Origin of the sequence: Paraburkholderia acidipaludis NBRC 101816 (assembly GCF_000684975.1) — a bacterium.
GTDB lineage: Bacteria > Pseudomonadota > Gammaproteobacteria > Burkholderiales > Burkholderiaceae > Paraburkholderia > Paraburkholderia acidipaludis.
Genome location: NZ_BAXZ01000026.1, coordinates 49,781 through 68,465, shown reverse-complemented (window position 1 = coordinate 68,465; position 18,685 = coordinate 49,781). Strand labels below are relative to the sequence as shown.

Here is an 18,685-nt window from a genome sequence, read left to right as displayed (position 1 = left end):
CTCAGGCCTCTTCGTCGAAAAAGGCCCTGAGCAGGCGATTGACTTCGGCGGCGGCTTCCATCTGCACCATGTGGCCCCGGCCCTCGATCACCTCCACGTGGACGCCCGACGGCAGACCTTCTGCGTGACGCACGGGAATGATCTGATCGGTCGCCCCCCAGATCACGAGCACGCGAGGCGCAAGCGTGCCCAGCCGCTCGCGCAGGACATGGCGCTGCGCGCCGCCCTCGAACGCCTGCGAAGCGATCTTCCTGAGCGCGTCCTGCACGCCTTCGAGCCGTTTGTACTTCACGAGATCCTCCACGAGCTGCCGGGTGACGAGGGCAGGATCGGCAAAGAGCTTCGTGACCGGCGCCTTCAAGGTGTTGCGGTTCGTGGCCGCGACGAAGCCCTCGATATAGGCCCCGTCGATCTCCTCGCCCAGGCCTGCGCTGGAGATCAGCGCAAGCGAGGCGACCCGCGAAGGCGCGCGCTGCGCAACCGTCATCGCGACGGCGCCGCCGAGCGAGTGGCCGACCAGATGCACGCGCTCGAGCTTTTGCGCATCGAGAAAATCGATCACGCTCTGCACGAGCTCCTCGAGGCTACCGGACTCGACGGCCTTGCCCGATTCGCCGTGCCCCGGCAGATCGAACGCCCAAACCGCACGCCCGGCGGCGAGATCGGCGTGATTGAAGAGCCAGTTGTTCAGATCGCCGCCGAAGCCGTGGATCAGCACGACCGGCACGCCGCCACCCTCGCCGAGCTTCAGATAGCGTATCGTGCGCCCGCCAATCTGCGCCTTCTCCGGCTGTGGCCCGGCATCGCCGTCGGCGGCAGCGGCCGGCACGAAATCACGCTGGAATTCGGCCACCGCGGTGTCAATGTCGGCGTCGGCCGCCTCGGCGTCCGCCACCACACCCAGCAGCGCGCCAACCGGCAATGTTTCGCCCTCCTGCGCGATCTGCCGGCGCAGCACGCCCTCGAACGCGCATTCGACACCCGAGGCAATCTTGTCGGTCTCGACATCGAGCAGTTCCTCGCCCTTCGCCACCTTCTCGCCCACCGACTTCAGCCAGCCGTTCACCTGGCCCTGCTCCATCGAAAGCCCCCATTTGGGCATCGTGATCATGTGAATCGGCATGACTTCAGCTCCTGGCTTGGCGTGCGGCTTCGGCGATTTTCTCCGCCGACGGAATGTACCGATCTTCTAGCACGCCCGCGAACGGCACCGGCGTATGCGGCGCGGTGACCATGCCAACGGGCGACTTGAGGTCGTGGAACGCGCGCTGCGCGACGAGCGCCGCGATATCGGTGGCGATCGAGCAGCGCGGGTTCGCCTCGTCCACGACCACGACGCGGCCCGTGCGTCGGGCGCTTTCGAGGATCGTCTCTTCGTCGAGCGGCGAAGTGGTGCGCAGGTCGATCACATCGGCTTCGATGCCTTCCTTCGCGAGCTTCTGCGCCGCGTCGAGTGCGTAATGGACCATACGGCCATACGTGACGATCGTGACATCGTCGCCGTCGCGCGCGATGTTCGCCTCGCCAAACGGAATCGAATAGGACTCCTCGGGTACGTCGCCTTCCATGCCGTAGAGCAGCTTGTGCTCGCAGAAGATGACCGGGTCGTTGTCGCGTATCGCTTCGATCAGCAAGCCTTTCGCGTCATACGGCGTGGCCGGGCACACCACTTTGAGGCCGGGAATGTGGGTGAAAAGCGAGGTCAGCATCTGCGAGTGCTGCGCCGCCGCGCGCAGACCCGCGCCGCACATCGTGCGGATCACCACCGGCGTCACGGCCTTCCCGCCGAACATGTAGCGGAATTTCGCCGCCTGGTTGAAGATCTGGTCGAAGCACACGCCCATGAAGTCGATGAACATCAACTCCGCCACCGGCCGCAGCCCGCAGGCCGCGGCGCCCACCGCCGTGCCGATGAAACCGCCTTCCGATAGCGGTGTATCGAGCACGCGCCCCGGAAACTTGCCGTACAGCCCTTTCGTCACGCCGAGCACGCCGCCCCATGCGTCCTGCTCGCCGGGCGAACCCGCGCCGCCCGCGTTGTCCTCGCCCATCACGATCACGGTCTCGTCGCGCGCCATTTCCTGCGCCAAAGCCTCGTTGATCGCTTGCGAATAGGTGATTTTCCGTGCCATTTTCGTCTCCTTGATCTGGAATCCTGATGAGATTAAGCGTCTGGGGTTCAGGGATACGACACGTACACGTCGGTGAGCAGCTCTTCGTCGGCGGGCAACGGAGCGGCCTTGGCTTTCGTCACCGCGTCGTCGATCAACTGCTTCACCTCCTCATCCACCTTGCGCAGGTCGGCCGCGCTCACCAGCTCGGCACGCACCGCGCGCTCCTCGAAACGCTTGAGGCAATCCTTTTCCTCGCGCAGCTTCTGCACCTCGCCCGGCGCGCGATAGGTCTGCGCGTCGCCTTCGAAGTGGCCAAAATAACGCGACAGCTTCATCTCCACGAGCGTCGGGCCGCCGCCGTTGCGCGCCCGGGCGATCGCTTCGCCCATCGCCTCGTGCACGGCGAAGAAGTCGAAGCCGTCCACGATCACACCGGGCATGCCGAAGCCGTTCGCGCGATCGGCGATGTTGTCGGCGGCAACCGACCACGTCGACGAGGTCGCTTCCGCGTAGCCGTTGTTCTCCGCCACGAAGATCACCGGCAGGCGCCACACCGACGCGAGGTTCATCGACTCGAAGATCACGCCCTGATTCGAGGCGCCGTCGCCGAAAAAGCACACGCCCACACCGCCGGTCTTTTTCTGCTTCGCCGCGAGCGCCGCACCGCAGGTAAGCGGTCCGCCCGCCCCGACGATGCCGTTCGCGCCGAGCATGCCCTTCGAGAGATCAGCAATATGCATCGAGCCGCCCTTGCCGCGACACGAGCCCGTAGCGCGGCCGTAGATCTCGGCCATCATCTCGCGCACGTCGACGCCCTTGGCAATGCAGTGGCCATGGCCGCGGTGCGTGGTCGCGACGTAGTCGGCATCGTTCAGATGGCTCATCGTGCCGACTGCCGACGCCTCCTCGCCGGCATACAGGTGAACGAAGCCCGGGATCTCGCCGGTGGCGAACTCCACGTGCAGCCGCTCTTCGAATTCGCGGATCGTGCGCATCGAGCGATATGCGCTTAGCAACTGCTCTCGGTTCAACTGGGACGTAACAGACATGGTTGTCTCCTGGGTTGTCTGTCGGGTTGGGAAGCGGGTTGAAAAGCGGGTTGAAAAGCGGGTTAGAGGGTTCTCGCCGCCACGTCGCGCAGCAATTGATGCGAGGCGGCATAACGCAACGTGCGTGCAACGTCGACCGTAAGCGGGCCGCCCCAGTCGAGCGACACCTCGTAGCGGTCGCCGCGCGCGGGCTCGATTTCCCGCTCGCCGTCGAAGGCGAGCGTGCCGTGGCCCGCGTCGAGCGGCAGCGCCACGCCCGCTTCGAGCCGCTGGCAGGTGCGCAGCGTGAGCCGTTCGATGCGGCCGGGCGCAATCGGGGCGATGAGCGGCACGCCGTCCTGCTCGCCTTCGGGCGCGAAGGTCATGTGCAGGCCATGCGCGGCATCGCGTCCGACCGGCGCAAAGGCGCCGCCGATAGCGGAAAGTCCGATGCCGTCCGGCATGGCGAAAGCGAGGAATATCGATTCGATATCCGAACTTTCTGAAATGGCGCGTGCGCCGATGAACGGTTGCCGCGCCACGCAGATATCGACGAGGGCAATCTCCTCGCGCCCCCGGCTCGGCCCCTCGATACAGCGCGCCACGAGCCGCTTGTTCCGCGCGAACGCGACGTCCGCCGGCACGGCGCCGGTCGCGACCAGCGCCCCCGCGAGTCCGGCGACCGTCGCCTCGCGCAACTCGGGAAACGCGTTGTTGGTGCCTGTGGAGAGGGCGAGCAACGGCGTGTCGCCGCAATGCGCGGCGACCGCGCGATGGGTGCCGTCACCGCCCAGCACCGCGATCAGCGACACTTCCTCGCGCACCATGTGCGCGACGCCGGCGTGGGTGTCGGCCGCGCTCTCGGTAATCGGCAGCGGAATGAACTCGACTTCGGGCCAGGACTCGTGCGCGGCGACGGCAAGGTGCGTTTCGATCGCGCGCAGCAGCAGCGCCGCAACACCGGTCTTGTCGCGCAGAGTCAGCACGCGCGCGACGCCTAGCGCGCCCAGCCCTGCAAGAAGGCGCACGGCCATGTTGGCTTTCTCCGCCGTGGGAAAGACGGAGGCATGCGTGGTGAGACGGCGGATGTCGCGCCCCGATGCGGGGTTGACGATCACGCCAACGGTTGCGGGCGTCGGCACGGGCTATGTCTCCGGTTCGCGCCGATGAGGCGCAAACGCTTTATCGATATTCCGGCGCATTCAGACGCATTCGGGCGCCGGCTCTGCCCGCCAGTTCTGCAAGCGCTGTGCCAGATAACTGCGATCTGCGGCAATCGCCCGCAAACCGGCTTGCGACGGCCTGTACCGCGTTTCGTCCGGCTTGGCGGCGCGCGCGAAACGGGCGCATCTCACGTCTCATTCACGACGTCACGCGACGCCAACGCGAGACGCCCCGGCACCCGCGCGCGGCCGCATCCCGCTCGCAGGCCCGTCCCGCAAGGGCGTGCGCCTGTCTCTCGCGCAGCCGGCCGGACTGGCGACGCCCTGAGACAACCGTCTCAGGCGTCTCGCATGCTGCAATGCGGTGTGATTGCGCGGCGCAGATGTGCTACAAGAAAATCCGCGAGGCATGCTTCGCCATGCCCGACGCCAGAGCCAGGATCCGCCCATGCCCTACGCCGTTGCGTCCAGCCGGCACGCCGAGCGCGTGCGCGGCGCCGTCGAAGGCCGCCTCCCCGCACCGGCCGATTCGCCGCGGCTCGTCTCGTCGTGGCAGCGCTCGTTCGAGCGCTACCAGCTCGACCCCGGATCGGTGATCGGTCCGCGCGTGCTGAGCGCCGGGGAGCTGCGCGAGATCCGCGAGCGCGAGGAGGCTTTCCTGCGCGCCTCGGGCCAGTGCCTCTCGCGCCTGCACGAGACGATTCGCGACGCCGATTACTGCGTCATGCTCACCGATGCGCACGGCGTCACCATCGACTACCGCATCGACCGCGAGCGGCGCAACGACTTCAAGCACGCGGGGCTCTATATCGGCTCGTGCTGGTCCGAAAGCGAGGAAGGCACCTGCGGGATCGCGAGCGTGCTGACCGACCTCGCGCCCATCACGGTCCACAAGACCGACCACTTCCGCGCCGCCTTCACCACGCTCACCTGCAGCGCCGCGCCGATCTTCGCGCCGGGCGGCGAGCTGATCGGCGTGCTCGACGCCTCCGCCGTGCAGTCGCCCGACAATCGCGACAGCCAGCGCATCGTCAATCAGCTGGTGCGCCAGAGCGCGACGCTCATCGAAGACGGCTACTTTCTTCACCGCACGTCCTCGTGCTGGATCCTCTTCGGGCATCAGAGCCGCAATTACGTCGAGGCCCAGCCCGAAGTGCTGATCGCCTTCGACGAGAACGGCAACGTCGTCGCCGCGAACCGGCGTGCGCGCGAATGCATCGCGGGACTCGACGGACCGCGCCACATCGACGAAATCTTCGATTCGTCTCACGTCCAGCTGCGCGATCTCGGCCGCATCGAGGCCATCGCCACGCTGCGGCTGCGCGCGACGGGCATGACGCTCCATGCGCGCATCCGCGCGCCGCTGGGGCGAACTGCGGCACCTGCCGCCGCCGTCATGCACGGCGCCGTGCCGCTGCGCCAAGAGCGCGCCGACGCACGCTTCGACTGCAGCGCGCTCGGGCCTTTTCTGCGCAGCGCGGACGCGCGCGTCGCCGCAAACGCCCGCATCGCCCAGCGCATTGCGGGCAAGCGCCTGCCGATCCTGCTGCTCGGCGAGACCGGTGCGGGCAAGGAAGTGTTCGCGCGCGCGATCCACGACGCGGGCCCGCGCCGCAACCGTCCCTTCGTCGCCGTGAATTGCGGCGCGCTGCCGGAGTCGCTGATCGAGAGCGAACTCTTCGGCTATGCGCCGGGCGCCTTCACGGGCGCGCGGCGCCACGGCGCGCGCGGCAAAATCGCCATGGCCGACGGCGGCACGCTCTTCCTCGACGAAATCGGCGACATGCCGCTCGCCTTGCAGACGCGCCTGCTGCGCGTGCTGGCCGAAGGCGAGCTCGTGCCGCTCGGCAGCGAGGCGCCGGTGCGCGTCGACCTCGAAGTGATCTGCGCGACCCATCGCGATCTCGCGCACATGGCGGCCGAAGGCGATTTTCGCGAGGATCTCTACTACCGGCTCTGCGGCGCCGTGCTCACGCTGCCGCCGCTGCGCGAGCGGCGCGATATCGGCACGCTGATCGAAACGGTCTTCGCCGAGGAAGCCCAGGCCGCCGGCCGCCCGCTCGTGCTCGACGGCGCCCTCGCCGCGCGGCTGGCGTCCTGCGCCTGGCCCGGCAATCTGCGGCAATTGCGCAATGCCCTGCGCTACGCCTGCGCCGTCTGCGACACGGTGCGCGTCGAGGCGCGCCATCTGCCCGGCGATCTGGCCGCACGATTGCCGGGCGCCGCCCTCGGGCCGGAGAACGAGACCGGCGACGATGCCGTCGCCCGCGAGCGCGAGCGCATCGTCGCCGCGCTGCGTGCCCACCACTGGCGGCCCAACGCCGCCGCGCTGGCACTGGGCATCTCGCGCGCGACGCTATACCGGCGCATCGCGAAGCTCGGGATCGTCGCCCCGCACCGGGTCTGAGCCGGCCTGGCGAGACCCGGGAGCCAGGTGTTTTCGTTGCGCCCGCCTCCACTGGCCGCGTTGCCAGCGCACAGAAGTATTAAAGATTGTGCGACGCGATTTACTTGCCACAATTCGATCGGTATAAATCGAGCGCTTCCCGTTCACGGATACACCAACTGGCCTATTCTTGTAGCGCAGCACTAACGACTACTGGATGCGTCGTCCGTTCCCGGCTAACTGGATTTGCCCTCAATGGAGTGATTGCCATGCTGAAAAAGCTGCTGATGCTGTTCGTTGCGCTCGGATTGTCCCTTTCCACGCTGATGGCCGCCGCCGTCGAAGTGAACACCGCCGACGAAACGGCGCTGGAAACCGTCAAGGGCATTGGCCCGGCCCACGCGAAGGCGATCATCGACGAGCGGACGAAAAACGGCCCGTTCAAGGACGCCGACGATCTCGTGAGCCGCGTCAAGGGCATCGGCCCGAAGTCGGTGCAGAACCTTGAAGCTGCGGGGCTGACGATCAACGGCTCGTCGGCGCCGCCGGCGGGCAACGGCAAGACTGCAGCGTCGAAGAGCAGCAAGACGGCAGCCGCGACTCCGGCCGCTGCGACCACTGCAGCAGCTTCCAGCCCTGCAACGGCAGCGGCTCCGGCCGCCAACGCGGCATCGGCAGCGACGGCGACCAGGTCGAAGCACAAGAGCAAGAAGGACAAGGCAGCCGAGGCCGCCAGCGCTGCGGAAGCCGGCTCGGCGGCTTCCGCGCCGGCAGGTGCCTCGAACACCACGGCGAAGAAGAGCAAGAAGTCGAAGAAAGCCAAGGCCGCTTCGGCCGCGGCGGCTTCCGGCGCCTGATTCCCGGCGCGCGGTGCAGCACAGCGCCGCGCATGACGACAACAGACCGTGCAACACGGCGCGCGAACCGGCATCCCGCTGACGCGCCGCCCGTTTTTCCGGCCGCACACGCTCCGTGGCGGCCAACTACCAGAGAGATCGACATGAGCCTGCTAGACACCCTCGGTTCCCTGCTCGGCGGATCGTCGCAAGAAGGCGGCGGCCAACAGCAACTCATCGCCACGGCGATGGAATTCGTCAACAACCAGCCCGGTGGCCTGAACGGGCTGATCGAGAAGTTCCAGCAAGGGGGCTTGGGCGACGTGGTGCAGTCCTGGGTCGGCAACGGCGAAAATCAGGCGATTTCCGGCGACCAGTTGCAGAACGTCCTGGGCTCGGATGCCGTTGCGGGCCTCGCGCAGAAGGTCGGCCTGCAGCCCGACCAGGTGAGCGGCCTGCTCGCCCAGGTGTTGCCGCACGTCGTGAACGCCGGCACGCCCAACGGCGAAGTCCCGAGCGGCGGCCAGATCAACGGCGAGAGCGTGCTCGGCACGCTCGGCAGCCTTGCTTCGTTGTTCGGCGGAAACAAGCAGGCGTAAGCGTCGCTGGGCTGGCGCGGGAAATTTCCCTCGCCCATGAAAAAAGGGCAACGGATCACTCCGTTGCCCTTTGTGCTCATAAAGCCGCCGCTCAGTGCACGACGCGTTCGAACACCAGCTTCCCGTCGTGCACACCAACCGGTATCACGTCCTTCGGACCGAACTTGCCCGCGAGAATCAGCTTCGCGACCGGATTCTCGATATCCTGCTGGATCGCGCGCTTGAGCGGCCGCGCGCCGAACAACGGGTCGTAGCCAACCTCGGCGATCTTCGCGAGCGCCTCGTCCGACACCACGAGTTCCATCTCGAGCTTCTCCAGACGCTCACGCAGGCGCTGCAGCTGGATCTTCGCGATCGACTCGATGTTTGCCTTGCCGAGCGCATGGAACACGACCACCTCGTCGATCCGGTTCAGGAACTCAGGGCGGAACTGCTGCTTCACTTCGTTCCAGACTGCGTCCTTCACCGCTTCCTGCGGCTCGCCCGCCATCGCCTGGATCAGATGCGAGCCGAGGTTCGACGTCATCACGATCACCGTGTTCTTGAAGTCGACGGTGCGGCCCTGGCCATCGGTCATGCGGCCGTCGTCGAGCACCTGCAGCAGCACGTTGAACACGTCCGGGTGCGCCTTCTCGACTTCGTCGAGCAGGATCACGCTATACGGCTTGCGGCGCACCGCCTCGGTCAGATAACCGCCCTCTTCGTAGCCCACGTAGCCCGGCGGCGCGCCGATTAAACGCGCGACGCTGTGCTTCTCCATGAACTCGCTCATGTCGATGCGGATGAGATGCTCCTCCGAATCGAACAGGAAACCTGCCAGGGCCTTGCACAGCTCGGTCTTGCCCACGCCGGTCGGCCCGAGGAACAGGAACGAGCCATAAGGCCGGTTCGGATCCGCGAGGCCCGCGCGCGAACGGCGGATCGCGTCGGCCACCGCGGTGATCGCCTCGTCCTGGCCCACCACGCGCTCGTGCAGATTGTCTTCGATGAGCAGCAGCTTTTCGCGCTCGCCCTGCATCATGCGCGACACCGGAATACCGGTCGAGCGCGAGACGACTTCCGCGATTTCCTCCGCGCCTACCTGCGTGCGCAGCAAACGATGACGCGTCGGGTTGTTCTGCTCGTCGGCCTCGGCCTGGGTGACCTGTTTCAGTTGCGCTTCGAGTTGCGGCAGCTTGCCGTACTGCAGCTCGGCGACCTTTTCGAGCTTGCCTTCGCGCTGGAGCTTCGTGATCTCGGCGCGCACGCGTTCGATCTCTTCCTTGAGCTGCGCGCTGCCCTGCACGGCCGCCTTCTCGGCGGTCCAGATTTCTTCGAGATCCTTATATTCGAGGCTCAGGCGATCGATCTCCTCTTCGATCAGCTGCAAACGCTTCTGCGAGGCTTCGTCCTTTTCCTTCTTGACGGCTTCGCGCTCGATCTTCAGCTGGATGAGGCGACGGTCGAGCTTGTCCATCTCTTCGGGCTTCGAATCGATTTCCATCTTGATCTTCGAAGCGGCTTCGTCGATCAGGTCGATGGCCTTGTCGGGCAGGAAGCGGTCGGTGATGTAGCGGTGCGAGAGTTCCGCCGCCGCAACGATCGCCGGATCGGTGATCTCCACGCCATGATGCAGCTCGTACTTCTCCTGCAGGCCGCGCAGGATCGCGATGGTCGCCTCGACCGACGGCTCGTTGACGAGCACCTTCTGGAAGCGGCGCTCGAGCGCGGCATCCTTTTCGATGTACTTGCGATATTCGTCGAGCGTGGTCGCGCCGATGCAATGCAGCTCGCCGCGCGAGAGCGCCGGCTTCAGCATGTTGCCCGCGTCCATGGCGCCTTCGGCCTTGCCCGCGCCCACCATCGTGTGAATTTCGTCGATGAAGACGATGGTCTGGCCTTCGTCCTTGGCGATGTCGTTCAGCACGGCCTTCAGGCGCTCCTCGAACTCGCCGCGATACTTCGCGCCCGCCAGCAGCGCCGCCATGTCGAGCGACAGCACGCGCTTGCCCTTGAGCGTTTCCGGCACTTCGCCGTTGACGATGCGCTGCGCAAGCCCTTCGACAATCGCCGTCTTGCCCACGCCCGGCTCGCCGATCAGCACCGGATTGTTCTTGGTGCGGCGCTGCAGGATCTGGATCGAGCGACGGATTTCGTCGTCGCGGCCGATAACCGGATCGAGCTTGCCGGCACGGGCGCGCTCGGTCAGGTCGACGGTGTACTTCTTGAGCGCCTCGCGCTGGCTTTCGGCGTCCTGGCTGTTGACCTGCGCGCCGCCGCGCACGGAGACGATCGCCGCCTCCAGCGCCTTGCGCGTAAGGCCGTGCCGGCGCGCGATCTGGCCCGCGTCGCCCTTGTCCTCGGAGACGGCGAGCAGGAACATTTCGCTCGCGATATAGCTGTCGCCGAGCTTCTGCGCTTCCTTGTCGGCCTGATTGAGCAGCCCCGCCAGTTCGCGGCCGATCTGCACGTTGCCGTCGGTGCCCTGCACCTGCGGCAGACGATTGATCACGTCGTTGAGCGCGTTCTGCAACGCTTGCACCTGTACACCGGCGCGCGACATCAGCGAGCGTGCCGAGCCGTCCTGCTGCGCAACCAGTGCGGCAAGCAGGTGAACCGGTTCGATGTACTGGTTATCGTGCCCGACCGCCAGGCTCTGCGCGTCGGAAATGGCTTCCTGAAACTTGGTGGTGAGCTTGTCGATTCTCATTGGAACGAGACCTCCAGATTTTTAACTGTCACCAAATTTGAGGGAGATTGCGCCAGTTTCAACAGGGGTTATGTCAAATTTTCCGATCCGGCGGCTCGGATGTGCGCAGAAGCCCGGCGCAAGACCCATGCGACCGATTGCCATTCTGGCCAGCAGAGAAGTCGAGTCAATGTCCGCGCGACGGCGAACGCGCTGCCGCTTTTTTCGCGGGCGGCACGAAGACAACCGGCGCAAGGCCAAGCAGGCCCGCCAGCTCCGCCCTGGGCCTTGCGAGTTCGCCTATCGTATGACGATCGAGTTCGGCGAGAAACGCGTCGCGCGCGGCCGCCAGGGCGTGCTTGAGGCGGCAATGGGGCTCGATCGCGCAGGCGCGGCGCTCGCCATGCTCGTCGGGAAAACAGCCGACCAGCGCAAAGTCGCTCTCGGTCTGCCGCACCACCTCGCCAACCGAAAGCGCGAGCGAATCGGCCGCCAGCCGCAGGCCGCCGTTCCGCCCGCGGATCGTGTCCACCCAGCCGAGTTCGCCGAGACGCTGGACGACTTTCATCAGATGGTTTTTCGAAATGCCGTAGGCGTCCGAAATCTCCTGGATGGTCGTCAGACCGTCGCGGCGCAGCGCGAGGTAGAGCATCACCCGCAGCGAGTAGTCGGTGTAGTCGGTCAATTTCATGATTCTGGCGGCGCGCGAGATAACGTCGAAGTCTGCACAATAACATGCAGACACAGTGCACATTTTAGCGCGGTTGGGTATCATCCCAAGGTGGGTTCGAGCCGAACCCGACTCCCCGATCCGCCTGCAGCAAGATGACCGCCTACGCCCCAGCCTGCGCCGCCGACACGCGGCACGCCGAACCGACCGAAGACAACATTCGCGAACTCGTCTACGCGTTCTACGAGCGCGTGCGAGACGACACACTGCTCGGTCCGGTGTTCGACAACGTGCTCGCGGGGCGCTGGGACGATCATCTGCCGAAAATGTGCCGCTTCTGGACGAGTCTCGTCCTCTCCACCAAAAGCTATCGCGGCAACGTGCAGCAGGTGCATCAACCGCTGCCGGGCATCGAGCCCCAGCATTTCAGCCGCTGGCTCTATCTGTTCCTGGATACCGTCGAATCGCGCTATCGGCCCGCCGCCGCCGTGCAATTCATGGAACCGGCGCTGCGGATCGCGCAGAGCCTGCAATTGAGCCGCTTCGGCTGGGATTACACGATTCCGGCCGAGCAACAGGCGCTGCTCGAGCGCGTCGCGCCGCGACGCCGTCCGGCAGGTGTTGGGGATGATCACGACTTGCCGGCCCGTCCTGCTGGCGAGCCGTTTCCGGCGAAAATCGTCGGCCAGGCGATGGATTGATTCGAAGCGCTCGCGCGGATTCTCCGCGCGTCGGTGCCCGGTGGCATCGGATGGCTGTTAGTTGCGTTTCTGGGGGGGGGCAGTCAAAGATATCGCTTCTGCACTTCGAGCATCGAGGCCACGCCCTACTGCTTCGTCCCCGCCCCGTTCCCCGAAGCCACGCCCCAGCGCGCGAGGGCCACATCGTCGCTCACGCGGGCATCCACCCAACGGGCGCCCTGCCCGGTCTCTTCCTTCTTCCAGAACGGCGCCTCGGTCTTGAGGTAGTCCATCACGAACTCGCACGACGCGAACGCGTCACCGCGATGCATCGAGGTCGTCGCCACCAGCACGATCTGGTCGAGCGGCGCGAGCTTGCCCACCCGATGCACGATCAGCACCTCGATACCGGGCCAGCGCCGCTGCGCCTCGGCCACGATATTTTCGAGCGCTTTCTCGGTCATGCCGGGGTAGTGCTCCAGTTCCATCGTCGCGACGGTGCTGCCGTCGTTCAGATCGCGCACGGTGCCGACGAAGCACGCTACGGCGCCAATCGCCGGATTGCGCGCGCGCAGTTGCGCGACCTCCGTCGTCAGGTCGAAATCTTCGGTTTGCACGCGCACCGGCATGGCCGCTCTCCTCCTCGCGCCTCAGCCGCCCGTCACGGGCGGAAAGAACGCCACCTCGCAGCCTTCGGTGATGCGCGTGCCCGGCTCGGTCATGACGTGATTGCAGGCCATGCGCAGCGCGCGGCCTTCCGCCAGCGTCTCGGCCCAGACGCCCCCGCGCGCGCGCAGCCAGCCGCGCACGTCGCCGACCGTCGCGATGCCGTCGGGCACCGTCGCCGATTCCTGCGCCACGCCCAGTGCCTCGCGCACGCTCGCAAAAAATCTCAACTCGATCTTCATGAAGTCCGGCTCAACTCAATACAGCAATTCAGTGAAAGGAATGAAGCGCACCGTCTCGCCCGCGCTGATCGCGTGATTGGGCGGGTTGTCGATCAGACCGTCGCCCCAGACCGTGGACGTCAACACCGCCGAACTCTGGTTCGGAAACAGCTCCAGCCCGCCCGCCCCGTTCACGCGAGCGCGCAGGAATTCGTTGCGGCGGTCGGCCTTCGCCTGGGTGAAATCGGCGCGCAGCGACAGCGCGCGCGGACTCACCTGCGCCGCGCCCGCAAGACGCAGCAGGAACGGCCGCACGAACAGCAGGAAGGTCACGAAGCTCGATACCGGATTGCCGGGCAGGCCGATGAAGAACGCCTCGTCTTCCGACACATCCGCCGTCTCGCCGCGCCGCACCGCACCGAACGCGAGCGGCTTGCCCGGCTTCATGGCGATCTGCCACATCGAGAGCCGCCCTTCGGCTTCCACGGCCGGCTTGACGTGATCCTCCTCGCCCACCGATACGCCGCCGCAGGTCAGGATCAGGTCGTGACCGGCGGCCGCCTCGCGCAGGGTCGCACGCGTGGCGTCCAGCCGGTCCGGCACGATGCCGTAGTCCGTTACCTCGCAGCCGAGGTTGCGCAGCAGCCCGTTGAGCGTGTAGCGATTCGAGTTGTAGATCGCGCCGGGACGCAGCGGCTCGCCGGGCATCGTCAGTTCGTCGCCCGTGAAGAACACCGCGACCTTGACGCGGCGCACGACGGCGAGCGTCGCGCAGCCCACCGATGCCGCGAGGCCGAGCGCCTGCGGCGTAAGCCGCGTGCCCGCGGGCAAGATGACCGAGCCCTTGCGGATATCCGCGCCCTGCGCCGTGATCCATTCGCCGGCCTTGGGCGTGTGCAGAAAGGTCGCCTCGCCTTCCGCGACTTCCGTCTGCTCCTGCATGACCACCGCGTCCGCGCCGGGCGGCACGGTCGCCCCCGTGAAGATGCGCGCGGCCGTGCCCGCCGCCAGCGGCTGCGGCGCGTGGCCCGCCGGAATGCGCTGCGACACCGGCATGCGGCGGTTGCCCTGCACGAGATCGGCCACGCGCACCGCGTAGCCGTCCATTGCGCTCGTGTGCATCGGCGGCACGTCGAGCGGCGAAACGACGTCGGCCGCCAGCACGCGGTTCAGCGCGTCGAGCGTCGGCAGTGTTTCGGTTGCGTTAGCGGTGCCGGCAATCGACTGGGCCGCGCCGAGCAGCGTTGCCAGAGCGTCGGCGGTGGAAAGCATCGGGGCGCGCGGCGCCGGTGCGGAAGTGAAGGAAGTGGACATCGGAGCGGCTGGAAGGCGGCCGCAGGCCGCCTTCAACGGTTGGTCTGCCGTTATTGTAGCGGTGCGGACGCGGCGTTGCGCCGCGTCCTTCGTATGCCGCGGATTCGGGCCAACCGCAGGACAGCGGCCCGGATCAGTCCGCCGTGTGGGCGGCGATGTAGTCCTTCACGCGCCGGGCGTCGGCGGGCACCACTTCGAAACGCTGCGGCAGCGACTCGAGCCCTTCGAACGCGGCCGGACGTTCGGCCTCGCGGTCGAGCGCCTCGCGAATCGTCTCGCCGAACTTGATCGGCTGCGCCGTTTCCAGCACGACCATCGGCACGCCGGGCTGCAGATGCTCGCGCGCTACCTTCACGCCGTCCGCGGTATGGGTGTCGATCATCGTGTTGTAGCGCGCAAAGACGTCGCGGATCGTCGCGATGCGGTCCGCGTGGCTGCTACGGCCCGAAACGAAGCCGAACTGCTGCACGCGCACGAAATCGCCGCTCGCTGCCAGATCGAAGCCGCCCTTCTCCTCCACGTCGCGGAACAGTTGCGTGACGCGCGCCGGATCGCGGCCGAGCAGGTCATAGACGAAGCGCTCGAAATTCGAAGCCTTCGAGATATCCATGCTCGGGCTGCTCGTATGCCACGTTTCGGCCGCGCCGCGCACGCGGTAGATGCCGGTGCGGAAGAATTCGTCGAGCACGTCGTTCTCGTTGGTCGCCACGACGAGCTTTTCGATGGGCAGGCCCATCATGCGCGCGATGTGGCCCGCGCAGACGTTGCCGAAATTGCCCGAAGGCACCGTGAACGCAACACGCTCGTCGTTGTTCTTCGTGGCCGCGAAATAGCCCGCGAAGTAATAGACGACCTGCGCCACCACGCGCGCCCAGTTGATCGAGTTGACCGTGCCGATCTTCTGCTGCGCCTTGAATGCGTGATCGTTCGAGACGGCCTTGACGATGTCCTGGCAGTCGTCGAACACGCCTTCCACCGCGAGGTTGAAGATGTTCGGGTCCTGCAGGCTGAACATCTGCGCCGTCTGGAACGCGCTCATTTTCTTGTGCGGCGAGAGCATGAACACGCGCACGCCCTTCTTGCCGCGCATCGCGTATTCGGCGGCGCTGCCGGTGTCGCCCGAAGTCGCGCCGAGAATGTTCAGCTGCTGGCCGGCCTTCGCGAGCGCGTACTCGAACAGGTTGCCGAGCAGCTGCATCGCCATGTCCTTGAACGCGAGCGTCGGGCCGTTCGAGAGTTCGAGCAGCGAAAGCTGCGCGCCGTTTTCCTCGCCGAGCGGCGTGAGCGGCGTGATCCGGTTTGCGTCCTCGCCGTGACGCACGTTGCAATACGTCGCGGCCGTGTAGGTACGGCGCGTGATGTCGCGCAGGTCCTCGGCGGGGATGTCGTCGCAGAACTTCGAGAGGATCTCGAACGCGAGATCCGCGTAGGAGAGACCGCGCCAGCGCGCGAGCTCATCCGCCGTGACCTGCGGATACTGCGCAGGCAGATACAGGCCGCCGTCGCGCGCGAGGCCGCCCAGCAGGATGTCCGAAAACGAGTGATGCTCGCCGGCGCCCGCGCCGCGCGTAGATACGTAATTCATCGTCTTGCCCTTAATTCAGTCCTTCCATGCGCAGCTTCGTCACCGACGACTTCACCGTCGCCAGCTTCTCGATCTGCGCGATCGCCGCGTTCACGTTCTTTTCGAGCGTGACGTGCGTGATCAGAATGATGTCGGTTTCCGACTTGCCCTGCGCGTCGACCTGCTCCGATTCCTTCTGCAGCAGCGCGTCGATCGAGATGCCGCTGTCGGCCAGGATGCGCGTGATGTCGGCCATCACGCCCGTCTGGTCGGCCACGCGCAGGCGCAGGTAGTAACCGCTCGTCACTTCCTCGATCGGCAGGATCGGCGTGTTCGAGAGGCTGTCCGGCTGGAACGCGAGATGCGGTACGCGGTGTTCGGGGTCGGCCGTGTGCAGGCGCGTGACGTCCACGAGATCGGCGACCACGGCCGAGGCCGTCGGCTCCGCGCCCGCGCCCTTGCCGTAGTAGAGCGTCGTGCCCACGGCGTCGCCGTGCACGACCACCGCGTTCATCGCCCCTTCCACGTTCGCGAGCAGCCGTTTGGCGGGAATCAGCGTGGGGTGCGTGCGCAGTTCGATACCGTGATCGGTACGGCGCGCGATGCCGAGCAGCTTGATGCGATAGCCCAGTTCCTCGGCGTACTTGATGTCGATGGCGTCGAGCTTGCTGATGCCTTCCACGTAGGCACGGTCGAACTGCACCGGCACGCCGAACGCGATCGCGCTCATGATCGTGGCCTTGTGCGCCGCATCCACGCCTTCGATGTCGAAGGTCGGATCCGCCTCGGCGTAGCCCAGCTCCTGCGCGGCCTTCAGGGCGGTCGCGAAGTCGAGACCGCGCTCGCGCATCTCGGAGAGGATGTAGTTCGTCGTGCCGTTGATGATGCCGGCGATGTACTGGATACGGTTCGCCGTGAGGCCTTCGCGCAGCGCCTTGATGATGGGAATGCCGCCCGCCACCGCCGCTTCGAACGCCACCATCACGCCCTTCGCGCGCGCCGCCTGGAAAATCTCGGTGCCATGGACCGCCAGCAGCGCCTTGTTCGCGGTGACGACGTGCTTGCCGTTCGCGATGGCGCGCAGCACGAGGTCCTTCGCGAGCGTCGTGCCGCCGATCATTTCGGCGACGATCGCAATCGACGGATCGTCGGCCACCGCGTTGAAGTCGGTCGTCAATTCGACCGTGCCGGCCTCGCTGCCGAGCGCCGCCGTCGCCTTGGCCGGATTGCGCACGGCAATGCGCGCGATCTCGATGCCGCGGCCCGCGCGGCGTTTGATTTCTTCCTGGTTGCGGCGCAGTACCGTGAAGGTGCCGCTGCCCACCGTGCCGAAGCCCAAGAGACCTACTTTGATCGGTTCCATGCAGCGTGTGTTCGTCTAAGAGTTTGAAAGGGAATCGGGATTCAGTTGCCGTGCTGCTTGCGATAGCCGTCAAGGAAGCGCGCGATGCGGTTGATCGAATCGGTCAGGTCGTCCACGTTCGGCAGGAACACCACCCGGAAGTGGTCCGGCTGCTTCCAGTTGAAACCCGTGCCCTGCACGAGCAACACGCGCTCCTGCAGCAGCAGGTCGAGAATGAACTGCTGGTCGTTCTGGATCGGATAAAGCTTCGGGTCGAGGCGCGGGAACATGTAAAGCGCCGCCTCGGGCTTCACGCAGCTCACGCCGGGAATCGCCGTGAGCATCTCATAGGCGAGCTCGCGCTGGCGATAGAGGCGCCCGCCGGGCTGGATCAGTTCGTTGATGCTCTGGTAGCCGCCGAGCGCCGTCTGGATCGCGTACTGGCCCGGCACGTTCGCGCACAGGCGCATCGACGCCAGAATGCCGAGGCCTTCCGTGTAGTCCTTCGCGTGGCGGCGGTTCTCGCCCGTCATGCCGGAAAGGAACATCCAGCCCGCGCGGTAGCCGCACGCGCGATAGCTTTTTGACAAGCTGTTGAACGTGACCGTGATCACGTCTTCGGAAAGCGAGCCGAGCGCCGTATGCGTCTTGCCGTCGTAGACGATCTTGTCGTAGACCTCGTCGGCGAACAGGATCAGGCCGTGCTCGCGTGCGATGGCGACGAGGCCGCGCAACAGGTCGTCCGAATAGAGCGCGCCGGTCGGGTTGTTCGGGTTGATGACGACGAGCGCTCGCGTGTTCGGCGTGATCTTCGCGCGAATGTCGTCCAGGTCGGGCATCCACGCGTTCGATTCGTCGCAGATGTAATGAACCGGCGTGCCGCCCGAGAGGCTCACGGCGGCCGTCCACAGCGGATAGTCGGGCGCCGGCAGCAGCACTTCGTCGCCGTCGTTCAGGAGCGCCTGCATGGCCATCACGATCAACTCGGAAGCGCCGTTGCCGATGTAGATATCGTCGAGCTCGACACCCTTGATGCCCTTCTGCTGCGCGTAATGCATGATTGCCTTGCGCGCGGCGAACACCCCCTTCGAATCCGAATAACCCGACGAGCCCGGCAGGTTCAGGATCATGTCCTGAATGACCTCGTCCGGCGCGTCGAAGCCGAACGGGGCGAGATTACCGATATTCAGCTTGATGATGCGGTGGCCTTCTTCTTCGAGGCGCTTCGCATGTTCGAGCACCGGTCCGCGAATGTCGTAGCAGACATTCTGGAGTTTGTTGGATTTCAGGATCGGTTTCAAAGCGGGCAATCCGGTTAATAAAGTGGGCTAGATCGGGCCAGACACCCGTGGGCACCCGCGCGCCACCGGCCAGGCCGGGACATCGACAGGGTTGATCGATGGGGTCAAAACGCGGGCCGCAGCGAAGGACGGT

General features: G+C 66.1%; 16 protein-coding genes. 4 read left to right on the top strand and 12 right to left on the bottom strand.

Annotation, left to right across the window (positions count from 1 at the left end):
* Position 1 precedes the first annotated feature (1 nt).
* The 4 genes from BAC01S_RS25195 to BAC01S_RS25180 form a co-directional block, all read right to left on the bottom strand.
* Positions 2-1,123: an acetoin dehydrogenase dihydrolipoyllysine-residue acetyltransferase subunit gene (locus BAC01S_RS25195; protein ID WP_027797256.1), complete on the bottom strand. Its 1,122-nt coding sequence runs from the start codon at positions 1,121-1,123 to the stop codon at positions 2-4.
* A gap of 4 nt (positions 1,124-1,127) precedes the next feature.
* Positions 1,128-2,132, bottom strand: a complete 1,005-nt coding sequence (locus BAC01S_RS25190; protein ID WP_027797255.1) for an alpha-ketoacid dehydrogenase subunit beta — start codon at positions 2,130-2,132, stop codon at positions 1,128-1,130.
* A 47-nt stretch (positions 2,133-2,179) separates the two neighbouring features.
* On the bottom strand, positions 2,180-3,163 hold the full coding sequence (locus BAC01S_RS25185; RefSeq protein WP_027797254.1) for a thiamine pyrophosphate-dependent dehydrogenase E1 component subunit alpha: 984 nt from the start codon (positions 3,161-3,163) through the stop codon (positions 2,180-2,182).
* 62 nt (positions 3,164-3,225) lie between these two features.
* Positions 3,226-4,284 (bottom strand): ATP-NAD kinase family protein, encoded by a 1,059-nt coding sequence (locus BAC01S_RS25180; protein WP_027797253.1) that lies wholly within the window; start codon positions 4,282-4,284, stop codon positions 3,226-3,228.
* A 469-nt stretch (positions 4,285-4,753) separates the two neighbouring features.
* Between BAC01S_RS25180 and BAC01S_RS25175 the strand changes: the two genes are divergently transcribed.
* The 3 genes from BAC01S_RS25175 (at position 4,754) to BAC01S_RS25165 (ending at position 8,126) form a co-directional block, all read left to right on the top strand.
* Positions 4,754-6,712, top strand: coding sequence for a sigma-54-dependent Fis family transcriptional regulator (locus tag BAC01S_RS25175; protein ID WP_027797252.1), 1,959 nt, complete (start codon positions 4,754-4,756; stop codon positions 6,710-6,712).
* A gap of 248 nt (positions 6,713-6,960) precedes the next feature.
* Positions 6,961-7,548 carry a ComEA family DNA-binding protein gene (locus BAC01S_RS25170; protein ID WP_027797251.1) on the top strand — a complete coding sequence of 196 codons (588 nt, stop codon included), beginning with the start codon at positions 6,961-6,963 and terminating at the stop codon, positions 7,546-7,548.
* A 143-nt stretch (positions 7,549-7,691) separates the two neighbouring features.
* Positions 7,692-8,126, top strand: coding sequence for a YidB family protein (locus BAC01S_RS25165; RefSeq protein WP_027797250.1), 435 nt, complete (start codon positions 7,692-7,694; stop codon positions 8,124-8,126).
* A 91-nt stretch (positions 8,127-8,217) separates the two neighbouring features.
* Here BAC01S_RS25165 and clpB read toward each other — a convergent pair whose 3' ends face one another.
* Both clpB and BAC01S_RS25155 read right to left on the bottom strand, forming a co-directional pair.
* A complete protein-coding gene (gene clpB, locus BAC01S_RS25160) occupies positions 8,218-10,815 on the bottom strand; it encodes an ATP-dependent chaperone ClpB (protein WP_027797249.1) in 2,598 nt (865 codons plus the stop codon).
* A 166-nt stretch (positions 10,816-10,981) separates the two neighbouring features.
* Positions 10,982-11,485, bottom strand: coding sequence for an Rrf2 family transcriptional regulator (locus BAC01S_RS25155; protein WP_027797248.1), 504 nt, complete (start codon positions 11,483-11,485; stop codon positions 10,982-10,984).
* 134 nt (positions 11,486-11,619) lie between these two features.
* Between BAC01S_RS25155 and BAC01S_RS25150 the strand changes: the two genes are divergently transcribed.
* The gene (locus BAC01S_RS25150) at positions 11,620-12,165 is read left to right on the top strand and encodes a group III truncated hemoglobin (RefSeq protein ID WP_027797247.1); all 546 of its coding nucleotides are present in this window, start codon (positions 11,620-11,622) and stop codon (positions 12,163-12,165) included.
* Positions 12,166-12,290: 125 nt separating this feature from the next.
* Here the strand turns inward: BAC01S_RS25150 and BAC01S_RS25145 are convergent, their stop codons facing one another.
* The 6 genes from BAC01S_RS25145 to BAC01S_RS25120 all read right to left on the bottom strand — a co-directional run bounded on the left by BAC01S_RS25145 (position 12,291) and on the right by BAC01S_RS25120 (position 18,561).
* Positions 12,291-12,773 (bottom strand): molybdenum cofactor biosynthesis protein MoaE, encoded by a 483-nt coding sequence (locus tag BAC01S_RS25145; RefSeq protein WP_027797246.1) that lies wholly within the window; start codon positions 12,771-12,773, stop codon positions 12,291-12,293.
* A 21-nt stretch (positions 12,774-12,794) separates the two neighbouring features.
* The gene (gene moaD / locus BAC01S_RS25140) at positions 12,795-13,052 is read right to left on the bottom strand and encodes a molybdopterin converting factor subunit 1 (RefSeq protein WP_027797245.1); all 258 of its coding nucleotides are present in this window, start codon (positions 13,050-13,052) and stop codon (positions 12,795-12,797) included.
* 15 nt (positions 13,053-13,067) lie between these two features.
* A complete protein-coding gene (locus BAC01S_RS25135; RefSeq protein ID WP_043203648.1) occupies positions 13,068-14,303 on the bottom strand; it encodes a molybdopterin molybdotransferase MoeA in 1,236 nt (411 codons plus the stop codon).
* A 175-nt stretch (positions 14,304-14,478) separates the two neighbouring features.
* On the bottom strand, positions 14,479-15,930 hold the full coding sequence (thrC, locus tag BAC01S_RS25130) for a threonine synthase (protein WP_027797243.1): 1,452 nt from the start codon (positions 15,928-15,930) through the stop codon (positions 14,479-14,481).
* A gap of 10 nt (positions 15,931-15,940) precedes the next feature.
* Complete coding sequence (locus BAC01S_RS25125) at positions 15,941-17,272, bottom strand: homoserine dehydrogenase (protein ID WP_027797242.1); 1,332 nt, start codon at positions 17,270-17,272, stop codon at positions 15,941-15,943.
* Positions 17,273-17,313: 41 nt separating this feature from the next.
* A complete protein-coding gene (locus tag BAC01S_RS25120) occupies positions 17,314-18,561 on the bottom strand; it encodes a pyridoxal phosphate-dependent aminotransferase (protein WP_027797241.1) in 1,248 nt (415 codons plus the stop codon).
* Positions 18,562-18,685: the final 124 nt, after the last annotated feature.

Bases quoted from the DNA above. Each gene is read 5' to 3' on its own strand.
- clpB (WP_027797249.1), bottom strand. From the start codon at position 10,815: ATGAGAATCGACAAGCTCACCACCAAGTTTCAGGAAGCCATTTCCGAC.
- BAC01S_RS25165 (WP_027797250.1), top strand. From the start codon at position 7,692: ATGAGCCTGCTAGACACCCTCGGTTCCCTGCTCGGCGGATCGTCGCAA.
- thrC (WP_027797243.1), bottom strand. From the start codon at position 15,930: ATGAATTACGTATCTACGCGCGGCGCGGGCGCCGGCGAGCATCACTCG.
- BAC01S_RS25145 (WP_027797246.1), bottom strand. From the start codon at position 12,773: ATGCCGGTGCGCGTGCAAACCGAAGATTTCGACCTGACGACGGAGGTC.
- moaD (WP_027797245.1), bottom strand. From the start codon at position 13,052: ATGAAGATCGAGTTGAGATTTTTTGCGAGCGTGCGCGAGGCACTGGGC.
- BAC01S_RS25175 (WP_027797252.1), top strand. From the start codon at position 4,754: ATGCCCTACGCCGTTGCGTCCAGCCGGCACGCCGAGCGCGTGCGCGGC.
- BAC01S_RS25185 (WP_027797254.1), bottom strand. From the start codon at position 3,163: ATGTCTGTTACGTCCCAGTTGAACCGAGAGCAGTTGCTAAGCGCATAT.
- BAC01S_RS25170 (WP_027797251.1), top strand. From the start codon at position 6,961: ATGCTGAAAAAGCTGCTGATGCTGTTCGTTGCGCTCGGATTGTCCCTT.
- BAC01S_RS25195 (WP_027797256.1), bottom strand. From the start codon at position 1,123: ATGCCGATTCACATGATCACGATGCCCAAATGGGGGCTTTCGATGGAG.
- BAC01S_RS25135 (WP_043203648.1), bottom strand. From the start codon at position 14,303: ATGCTTTCCACCGCCGACGCTCTGGCAACGCTGCTCGGCGCGGCCCAG.
- BAC01S_RS25155 (WP_027797248.1), bottom strand. From the start codon at position 11,485: ATGAAATTGACCGACTACACCGACTACTCGCTGCGGGTGATGCTCTAC.
- BAC01S_RS25125 (WP_027797242.1), bottom strand. From the start codon at position 17,272: ATGGAACCGATCAAAGTAGGTCTCTTGGGCTTCGGCACGGTGGGCAGC.
- BAC01S_RS25190 (WP_027797255.1), bottom strand. From the start codon at position 2,132: ATGGCACGGAAAATCACCTATTCGCAAGCGATCAACGAGGCTTTGGCG.
- BAC01S_RS25150 (WP_027797247.1), top strand. From the start codon at position 11,620: ATGACCGCCTACGCCCCAGCCTGCGCCGCCGACACGCGGCACGCCGAA.